Annotated in this window: 5 protein-coding genes; all 5 read left to right on the top strand. The window is 66.6% G+C overall.

The features are described 5' to 3' along the window. Positions 1-814: 814 nt before the first annotated feature. A complete protein-coding gene (locus tag ACWEO7_RS27620; RefSeq protein ID WP_452427423.1) occupies positions 815-2,203 on the top strand; it encodes a hypothetical protein in 1,389 nt (462 codons plus the stop codon). A 56-nt stretch (positions 2,204-2,259) separates the two neighbouring features. Next, complete coding sequence (locus ACWEO7_RS27625) at positions 2,260-3,501, top strand: AAA family ATPase (RefSeq protein ID WP_452427425.1); 1,242 nt, start codon at positions 2,260-2,262, stop codon at positions 3,499-3,501. Beyond that, positions 3,498-4,736 (top strand): vWA domain-containing protein, encoded by a 1,239-nt coding sequence (locus ACWEO7_RS27630; RefSeq protein WP_452427427.1) that lies wholly within the window; start codon positions 3,498-3,500, stop codon positions 4,734-4,736. Before ACWEO7_RS27625 ends, ACWEO7_RS27630 begins: the two co-directional genes overlap by 4 nt. A gap of 139 nt (positions 4,737-4,875) precedes the next feature. Continuing rightward, the gene (locus ACWEO7_RS27635; RefSeq protein ID WP_452427429.1) at positions 4,876-6,366 is read left to right on the top strand and encodes a glyceraldehyde-3-phosphate dehydrogenase; all 1,491 of its coding nucleotides are present in this window, start codon (positions 4,876-4,878) and stop codon (positions 6,364-6,366) included. Positions 6,367-6,687: 321 nt separating this feature from the next. Then, on the top strand, positions 6,688-7,650 hold a 963-nt coding region (locus ACWEO7_RS27640), incomplete at its 3' end, for a fatty acid desaturase (RefSeq protein ID WP_452427431.1).

A 7,650-nucleotide genomic window follows, 5' to 3' on the forward strand; every position in this document is an offset into this window, starting at 1 on the left:
GCAGGAGTTCGCCGAGGTCGACAGTGTCGGTATGCACTACGTGACCGGCGGTAGCGGCACGCCGGTCGTCCTCATCCACGGCTGGCCACAGACCTGGTACGGCTGGTGGCCGATCATGCCCGCACTCGGCGAGATTCCCCTCCGCGGCAGCCATAACCCCGGCGGTATTCCGATTCCACGAGGATGCTCGGAACGTGGGGCAGACTCGACGTGATCGGCGACCTCGCGACTCCGGACAGCGACCCGTCCTCGCTCGAACCCGCCGCCCCGGACACCGTTCGGCTGGTACTACTACGTGATCGAGGTCTTCTCGGAGATCTCCACCGCCAGTGCCAGGTTGCTGCCGACGGCCGGACGATGACCTCGGTGCCCGGTCGCTGAGCTGTCGGAGCGCGAAGGCGAAGCCCTGTTCGAGCGGCATAGCTCTCGCGCGGATTCAGGCGAGGTTCGGCGGCGCCTCGTGAAGGAGGTGGTGGACGCACTCGAAACCTCCTGCTCGCGAATCAGATTCGCCGGTTCAATAGGTAGGCGCGGTTGCCGTACGGCTCAAGTGGCGCTTCCGGGGGCGACTGGATCTCTGGTGCAGTCGTCCCCCCGGGCGATGCCGCGGGCGATGTGGCGCCGATGTACCGTCGGATGCTGATCATCAACTGCGCCAACGGTTCTGGCGGGTACTCGTCAGGGGAAGCGGTTCGGCAAAAACGCCGCCGAGCCCCTTCGGCTGGCCGGTGGCGGTTCGGGAGGTTATGATCAACGCGATGATGACTCCATCTGTTCAAAGATTGGGGGTTCCGTTCGCGCAAGGTGAGTGCTGATGCTCACTCAGATCGTGAACGGGGACGACTCCCGCCTTTCCTTCTGGCTGCGTGTGCGTGAATTCGCCGTGCCGCCCTCCATGATCGAGACTGCTACCGCCCGCCGTCGCGTGGGGGACTGGGCGGGCGCGTGTGCCGCGGCAGGCTTCGATGTCGATTTCACTGTGCGGTCGGTGGCGCGTAGCCACGGGCACGAACTCGCGGCTCGAATCCGGGCCGATCTCCGCCATCTGGCTCCTGACCTGTTGCGCTGGCATCTACCGAGGGTCGCTCCGGACGGATTGTTGCGGCCGGGTCTGACCATCGCCTTGGCGCGGTACGACACGGCACCGGACCGGCGCGGCGGCGCACGTCCCGTGCACCTTGTCGTTCGGACCGCGCCGGCTTGGGCGGACGCCGGTCAGCGGATCAGCCTCGCGCTGTGGGACGGATCCGCCGCCGGGCTCCATCCGCATCCTCGCCCACACCGGCGTTTTCGCCTGGATCTCCATCGCCATTTGTGGGACGCGCGCAGAGTCGGCGAACTGCGGACACGGTCCGGGGCCCAGCGGTCCGGGGATACTTGCGCGATGCCTGGCCCCGAACTGCTCGCCGCGGTGCCGCAGGTCCGCCGCTGCGCCGTCGACCGCTGGGCGGCCGAAGCGGAGATTCTGCGCCACGCCGAGGGACGGTGTAGCGGTACTTTCGTGGTGCGGTTCGGGGCCCGGCAACGGTTGGTTCTGGACTTGGACGGAAACGGTTCTGGACCGTCCATGGTGCGGATCGCGTCGGGATGCCCGGTTGGCGGCGTCTCCGCGCTGCCCGTCCTGCCCGACGCGGCGACCTGGGTGCTGCCCGATCTGGAACTGCTTCGTGCCGGCGCGATAGCGGCCGATCGGCTGCATCCGCTGGTCGCCTCGGCACTGGTACCCGACTACTCGCCGAACGATGCGCCCCGCATCCCGGACCGCGCAGGTCAACCGCGCCTGGTGCAGTGCAGAGGAGAACAGCACAGGATCGGGCTGGTCGACGGGTTCCTGGCCGCGCTGGACCACGACCAGGCCGAGATCCGGCGGGAGGAACTGCTGGTCGCCCTGACCGGCACTCCGCTGCCTTGCCTGCAGGCCATCGATGAGGCGCACCGTCATCCGGACTGTCTGGTCGGCGTCCGTGAGCGTTTGGACCATGGCGACACCGCCGGCGCGCTGGCCATCGTAGAGGGACTGCTCGGTCCCGACGCGGTACTGCGCGACGATGCTCTGCGCGACGAGCTGGAAACGTCCGCGCGACAACGAATTACCTACGGACTGTTCAAGGCGGGGCTGTCCGAGCCAGGGATCGGGCGCGTTCCTCCGGTGCGCCGTCCACGCGACCGCCGCGCGCACCCACGCAACGCGACCTCGCGCTGACCCGGCGACCTCGCTGCACATCCACTCGACAACGCGACCCCTTCAGGTGATCACACATGCTTACTGCTGTCCGCACGTCCGCCGATCCGGCCCGCCCCGCCCAACTCGATGTGGCCGACGAGTTGCTGAGCCTGCTCCGCGAGGTAACCACCGAACCGCGCCCCGATAACCAACTGGAGGCCTTGGCGCTGGCCGTGGCCGCCGACCTGCCGGTTCTCCTATGGGGTGAACCAGGGATAGGGAAGACCGCGGCCCTGACCCAGCTCGCCGCCGACCTGGATCTTCCGCTGACCACGGTGATCGCGAGTGTGCATGAGCCGTCCGACTTTTCGGGCCTGCCCATCATCGGGGACGATCCCGCGGAACACGGAGTCCCGATGGCTCCGCCGGATTGGGCCGTACGGCTCGTCCGGGCCGGGCGCGGGCTGCTGTTTCTGGACGAACTGTCCACCGCGCCGCCTGCCGTGCAAGCCGCCCTGCTCCGTCTGGTCTTGGAGCGGCGGATCGGCACCGTGCAACTGCCGCCCGGTGTCCGGATCGTTGCCGCGGCCAATCCGCGCTCCTCGGCGGCCGATGGCTGGGAACTCAGCCCGCCGCTGGCCAACCGGTTCGTGCATCTGCAATGGACCCACGATCACGACGTGGTCGTTCGCGGCCTCGGGGGGACCTGGCCCCACGCGACACTACCGCGGTTGGCCCCCGAAAGATTGGGCGAGGCTGTGGCTTTCGCGCGCCGCGCGGTGTGTGCGCTCCTGGCCGCTCGTCCCGCTCTCGTGCATCAACTCCCCAGCACCGAAACCCGCCGAGGCGGTCCCTGGCCGTCGCCTCGAAGCTGGGAGATGACATTGCGGCTGATCGCCTTCGCCACCGCGGCCGGTTCGTCCCGGGATGTGCTTTCCCAGCTGGTCCGAGGCACTGTGGGCGACGGCCCGGGCTTCGAGCTGCTGGCAAGCTTGGACCGAATGGACCTCCCTGACCCGGAAGCACTGCTCGCCGACCCCGCGGGAGCCGTCCTGCCCGAGCGGGGAGATCTGCGGCAGGCTGTGCTCGACGGCGTGGTGGCGGCGGTACGCAAACGGCCGGAGAAATCCCGCTGGGATGCGGCATGGGCGCTTCTGGTCAAGGCTTCGGAAACCGGGGCGCCGGATCTGATCGTCGTTCCCGCAACCACTCTCGCCACGCTGCGCCGGGACGACTGGGACGTGCCTGCGGCAATCGAGGAACTCGCCGGAGTCGTATCGGTGTCCCGGGAAGCGGATCGGGCAGCCGGCCGTGTCGCAGCGAAGGCAGGCCGATGACCGCGAACGCGCTGGGGACCCTGGACCGCGACAAGCTCTTCGCCGCCCGATTGCACGCCGCCAGGGTCCGGCCCTACCTGGCGACCGCACTGTTCGCGCTGTGCGTCGTCGAATCGCGCCGAGTACCGACGATGGGTGTCGACCGGCACTGGCGCTGCTACGTGTCGCCTGCGTTCGTGGACCGGACTTCGATAGCGGATCTGGCCGGTGTGTGGGTGCACGAGGTGTCGCATCTGCTGCGCGACCATCACGGTCGCAGTGACCGCTTCGCCCGGCAACACGACTTGACCGGCCCGGCGGAACGACTGCGGATGAACATCGCCGCGGACTGCGAAATCAACGACGACGCATTCGGCGACGGGCTGGGCCGCCCCGATGACGCTGTCACGCCCGAGTCGTTGGGGTTGCCCGAAGGGGAACTCATGGAGGACTACCTGCGCAAGTTCCGGCTCGGACCCACTACGCAGGCGATAGCCTGGCTCGACTGCGGCAGCGGCGCAGACGGATTGGACCGTGAATGGGAACTCGGGCCCGATGGTGCGGACGTACTCAGCGAACAGGAAAGAGACGCCGTCCGATTCCGGGTGGCGCAGGGCATCATCGGCCGTCCGGGGAACGCCTCCAAAGGGTGGCGGCGCTGGGCGGAAGAGGCGTTCCATCCGCCGCAACCATGGCGCGATCTGCTGGGAGCGGCTCTCCGCGCCGCGGTTTGCGTCGCCGGTGCGGGTGAGGACTACACCTATGGCCGGCCGGCACGGCGCTCGGCGGGGGTGCCCGGCGTAGTGCTGCCGAGTCTGCGGCGAACGCCGCCTCGGGTCTCGGTGCTCATCGACACCTCGGGGTCGGTCAGTGATACGGAACTGGGCAGCGCGCTGCTCGAGGTGGCCGCCATCGCCCGTGCCGTGGGCGGCCGCCGCGATCTGGTCACCGTGCTGCCGTGCGACGCGGCGGCGAGGATCGTGCATCCCTTGTGTCGTGCCGAGCGGATACCACTGGTGGGCGGCGGCGGCACTGATCTGCGCACGGGCATCGCCAAGGCGATACGAGCCCGCCCCCGCCCCGATGTCCTCGTGGTGCTGACCGACGGCCAGACACCCTGGCCGACCACACGGCCACCGTGCCGGACGGTGGTGGGCCTGTTCCGTCGACAGCACGCCGCTTCCTGGCGGGAAAATGATCCCGATTACGTCCCGGACGCGCCTCCCGCATGGGCTCGAGTAGTCGATATCGGATAGAGGCGCCCGCCGCTCGGACGATGGTGCTCGCTCGGCGTCGCCACCTGGCGATCTCACGAGGGGGGATCCGGCCTCGGTGATATCGCGGCCCTCATTAGCATCGATACGCGTGTAAATCGAGGAGATCCGAGGACCTACGTTGACTACCGAACAACTCGACCGCTGGAACGCCCAGGAAGCCGCCGCCGAGGCGATGATTCCCATCATCGGCACGTTGTATCGGGGGAAGGGCGTGACGATCCTGCTGCACAGTCGGTCGCTGGTGAACAAGTCGGTGATCAGCATCCTGCGGACGCACCGGTTCGCGCGGCAGATCGAAGGCGAGGAGTTGTCGGTGGACGAGACTCTTCCCTTCCTGCGAGTGCTCAGTGAACTGGATCTCGGGCCGTGCAAGATCGATCTCGGTCAGTTGGTCATGACCTATCGCGCCGACGATCGCGGACTGTCGATCCGCGAGTTCACCGCGGCGGTGCTGGCCGAGGTGATCAACGGCAACAAGGCTCTGTCACCGGGCCCGAGGGATGTCGTCCTCTATGGCTTCGGCCGCATCGGTCGCCTGGTCGCTCGCCTGCTCATCGAGAAGGCCGGATCCGGCAACGGGCTGAACCTGCGTGCCGTGGTGGTGCGCAAGGGAGGTGACGACGATCTGGGCAAGCGAGCTTCGCTGCTTCGCAGGGATTCGGTGCACGGCGCCTTCAACGGCACGATCAAGGTCGATACCGGCAATGACACGATCACCGCGAACGGGAACACGATCAAGTTCATCTACAGCGATGATCCGACGACGATCGACTACACCGAGTACGGGATAACGAACGCGATCCTGATCGACAACACGGGCAGGTGGCGTGATCGGGACGGGCTGTCGCAGCATCTGCGCCCCGGCATCGCGAAAGTCGTTCTCACCGCGCCCGGTAAGGGCGATATCCCGAATATCGTGCACGGCGTCAACCACCGCAGCCTGGACCTGTCGCAGCAAATCTTCTCGTGTGCCTCGTGCACGACCAATGCGATCGTTCCGCCGCTCAAGGCCATGGACGACGAGTACGGCATCATCCGCGGGCACGTGGAGACGGTTCATTCGTTCACCAACGACCAAAACTTGCTGGACAACTATCACAAGGCGGACCGGCGCGGTCGTTCCGCGCCGTTCAATCTCGTGCTCACCGAAACGGGTGCCGCGTCCGCGGTCGCGAAGGCTATGCCGGATTTCAAGGCCAAGATCACCGGCAACTCGATTCGCGTTCCCACCCCTGACGTTTCGGTCGCGATTCTGAACCTGCAGCTTCAGCGGGAGACGACGAAGAGCGAAGTGCTCGCTTACTTGCGCGGGGTTTCGCTCGCCGGGCCGTTGAGCCGAAACCTCGATTACACCGCCGCCACGGACGTGGTTTCCAGCGATTTCATCGGATCGCGCGCAGCGTCGATCATCGATGCCAATGCCACGATCGTCGAGGGTGACACTGCGATTCTCTATGTCTGGTACGACAACGAATTCGGCTACTCGTGCCAGGTGGTGCGGACGGTGCAGTACATCTCGGGCATCGAGTACCCGACCTATCCTCAGGCCGGCGCGCGGCTGGACAGCACCGCCGACGCCCGCGTGCTGACTGCGACCGACGCTGGGTAACTCACACAGCCGAGATATCGGTCGGCATCTGGGCGCTGCACGCCGCCGGGCAGCGCGACGGACATATATCTCGCGCTCGCCGATGTCTGTGCAACCCGATCGTCACGCGGATGTGTCGTCGATCGGCACATCCGTTCACCTCGCGGTGGTCTCATCGCGACACTTCAGTTCTCGAGGCAGGCGAGTCTTCCGCGCTGACTTCCGATAGCCTGCTGTCGTCGACGCCGGGCGTGGAAGGACAACGGTCCGACCCCGGAGACCAACAGTGACAACAGGATGTGCAGGCAATCCGTGGTTCTCGAAAGTTCTACCGGTCGGACGATGCCGACATCCTCCGTCACGACAACCGCGCTCGCGGACTATGACCCGATCGACCGGGACGGACAGCAAGCCACGCCGGTTCCTTCGTCGCCGACCGCCGAGACCAAGGAAAACCGACCGGCGCGTGGCAGCGAGTATGCGGTGTTGCTGCGTCGAGTGCGCCAGGCCGGGCTACTGGATCGGCGGCTGCGGTATTACGTCGGGAAGGGTGCGGTCACCGCGGTGGCGTTCGCTGCCGGGTGGGCGGCGTTCGTCATGGTCGGCGACTCGTGGTGGCAGTTGGTGGTTGCCGTTTTCTTGGCAGTGGTATTCGCGCAGATCGCGTTCCTCGGTCATGATGCCGGGCACCGACAGATCTTCGCCGGTCGGCGGGCCAACTACTTGTTCGGTGTGATCGCGGGCAATCTCGGTATCGGGGTGAGCATCGGCTGGTGGGTCAGTAATCACAATCGCCACCACGCTCACCCCAACACCGAGGGTTCGGATCCGGACGTGATGGGGGTGCTGGCCCATTCCGGCGATCGAGCACGGACCGGCAAAGGCATCCGGCGGTTGATTTTCCGCTATCAAGCCTTGCTGTTCTTTCCGATGTTGTTGCTCGAGGCCGGCAGTCTGCACTATGCGAGTGTCCGGGCGGTGCTGCGCTGGGCGATACCCAACCGCGTCTGGGAGGCCGCGCTGCTGGCGGCACACGCCGCCGGGTATCTCGCCGCGGTCTTCCTGGTCTTGTCGCCGGGTAAAGCGGTCGTCTTCATCGCTGTGCACCAGGGCCTGTTCGGGCTCTATATGGGCTGCACTTTCGCGCCCAACCACAAGGGGATGGAGGTACTGGCCGAAGGCGAGTCGACAGACTTTCTGCGCCGACAGGTGGGCGGTTCCCCCCGGGGTGTGGACACCTTGAGTAGCTGGACCGTAGGGTCCGGAGTTCGAGGAGTTGATAGTGGGGACCAGGCCCTATCCGAA

Source organism: Nocardia sp. NPDC004260 (genome assembly GCF_053603155.1).